Origin of the sequence: Rhizobacter sp. (assembly GCF_035702065.1) — a bacterium.
GTDB lineage: Bacteria > Pseudomonadota > Gammaproteobacteria > Burkholderiales > Burkholderiaceae_C > Rhizobacter.
Map to the genome: position 1 here is coordinate 1 of NZ_DASSRA010000441.1, position 2438 is coordinate 2438.

At 63.3% G+C, this 2438-nt stretch carries 2 protein-coding genes; both read left to right on the top strand.

The annotated features are described in order from the left end of the window. Positions 1-1146 (top strand): methyl-accepting chemotaxis protein (locus VFL64_RS19340; RefSeq protein WP_489542016.1); only part of this gene is annotated, 1146 nt, incomplete at its 5' end. Positions 1147-1226: 80 nt separating this feature from the next. Beyond that, positions 1227-2225 carry a DctP family TRAP transporter solute-binding subunit gene (locus VFL64_RS19345; protein WP_489542017.1) on the top strand — a complete coding sequence of 333 codons (999 nt, stop codon included), beginning with the start codon at positions 1227-1229 and terminating at the stop codon, positions 2223-2225. The last annotated feature ends 213 nt before the right edge of the window (positions 2226-2438 follow it).

Below are 2438 nucleotides of genomic sequence, written 5' to 3' on the forward strand. Positions count from 1 at the left end.
GCATTGGGCAAGTCGGGTGACAGCCTCGGCGCCACTGATGCGCTGACGCGAGCCGTGGTGCCGGCAGAAAGTGCTTGGCGGGCGCAGACGGCCGCGCTGCTCAAGCTCGAGGGCGAATTGAATGAAAGTTCGTACCGCCACGCCGCGTCGGTCGCACGCGGCGCGCAGGTGTTCACACTGGCTGCAGTGCTGGTCGCAGTGAGTGCCGGTGTTGTGCTCGCGGGAGCGATCTTGCGCAGCGTCTCAGGGCCGATCGAACAGGCCATCGGCATCTCGGAACGCATTGCCGACGGGGACCTCCGCACGCCGATCGACCCCGCCGGCCCGACCGAGGTGTCCCGGCTGCTGCAGAGCCTCGCAAGCATGCAGGAACAGCTTCGCAACGTGGTCTCGGGGATCTCGCAGGCTGCCGACAACATCCAGACTGCCAGCACGGAGGTGGCGGTAGGCACGTTTGACCTGAGTCAGCGGACGGAGCGCGCGGCATCGAACCTGCAACTCACCGCGGCGTCGGTGGAACGGCTCACGGGCTCCACTGTCCAATCCAAGCAGTTCTTCCATGATGCAAGCATCCTGGTGAAAAGCACCTCCGAGGCCGCATCGCGTGGCGGCGACGTCGTCGCCCGCGTGGTCGACACGATGAATGAGATATCGGGCAGTTCACGCAAGATCGCCGACATCACCGGCGTCATCGATGGCATCGCGTTCCAGACCAACATCCTCGCGCTCAATGCGGCGGTCGAAGCTGCACGCGCAGGCGAACAGGGTCGCGGCTTCGCAGTCGTTGCGTCGGAGGTCAGGTCGCTCGCGCAGCGAGCAGCAACTGCCGCGAAAGAGATCAAGAGCCTGATCGAGAAGTCATCCGGGCATGTCGATGCGGGAGCGAACCTGGTCGGCGATGCAGGCCGGACCATGGACGACATCGTCAACCTCGTTCGGAAGGTGAGTTCGATGATCGGCGAGATTTCCGAGACAGCTCAGGTGCAGGCCACCGGAATCGGCGAAATCAATGCGGCAGTCGGCGAGATCGATCACATGACGCAGCAGAACTCTGCCTTGGTCGAGCAATCCAGCGCAGCCGCCGAGCATCTCAAGGAGCAGTCACGGCTGCTGGCGGCTACTGTGTCCACATTTCGCCTGGTCTAGTGCATGGCGCCCGGCCGCCCCCTCTGGCCGCCCTCGGCGCCTGGTTGGCACATCACCCTTCCACCTCCCGGAGAAGCAAGATGAGACGCAAATTCCTGAAATCCATGGCGGCTTGTGCGGGCGCCTGCATGTTCGCGGCATCGGCTCGGGCTGAGGCACGCACCTTGCGCTTTGCCAATCAGAACGCGAAGGGCCACCCCATCGTGCTGGGGATGGAGCGCCTCGCGCAGCTGGTGGCAGCCAAGACCTCAGGACGATTGAAGATCGCGGTGACTCCCGGCGGCCAGCTCGGCAACGACCAGGCGTGCCTGGCGGCATTGCAAGGGGGATCCCTGGAGATGGCGTCAATGAATTCAGGCATCCTGGCGGGCGTGCAGCCGGAGTTTGCCGTCTTTGACCTGCCCTTCATGATCAATTCCATCGCAGAAGCCGACGCAGTTCTCAATGGCACCACGGCCGCCGCTCTGCACTCCAAACTGGCTGGGAGCGGCCTTGTGGGCCTGGGGTACTTCGAACTTGGCTTCCGTGATATCTCAAACTCCAAACGGCCCATCATCAAGGCGGAGGACCTCGAGGGCTTGAAGCTGCGCGTCATTCCCAACCCGATCAACACGGAATGGGTTGCAGCACTGGGAGCCACCGCGGTCCCGCTGCCGTTCAATGAACTACCGGCGGCGCTTTCACAGAAGACTGTCGATGGCCAGGAGAACCCGGTGGCGACCATCCTTGCCGCCAAGCTGTACGAGTCCCAACCTCACCTCGCGCTGACCCATCATCAGTACAACCCTCAGTCCGTGCTGGTCAGCGGCAAGGTGTGGGAGACCTTGTCTGCCGAGGATCGCAAGGCCATCACTGAAGCGGTCCAAGAATCGGCCACTTTCCAGCGAGCCAAGTCGCGAGAGGCGGCCTCTTCAGCCCTGGAAAGTCTGGAGAAGAACGGCGTCCAGGTCACAAAGCCGTCTGCGGACGAGTTGGCAAAGCTGCGCAACAAAGTCAAGCCCGTCATCAACAAGTACGGACGCTCCATCCATGAAACGGTCTCCCTGGTGCAGGGCGAGATCGCGGCATTGCGGAAGTAGACGACGTCAAGCTCAATCAGCACTGGAATCTGCACGCGTCGGGGCCAGGTCTCGCCTTTGCCTCCCAGCGACCTGCCCGACCGGCCCTCGCGCCCGTGCGCCAGTGCGCCCTGGCGACCCAATCCAGATCAGCACATATCCCACGGACAGGCCCTCATCCGCCCTGAGGATGCCCAGCGCAGGCGTCCGGCACACACTTCACTACACTTCCTG

Coding starts and splice junctions, on each gene's coding strand:
- VFL64_RS19345 (WP_489542017.1), top strand. CDS start 1,227: ATGAGACGCAAATTCCTGAAATCCATGGCGGCTTGTGCGGGCGCCTGC.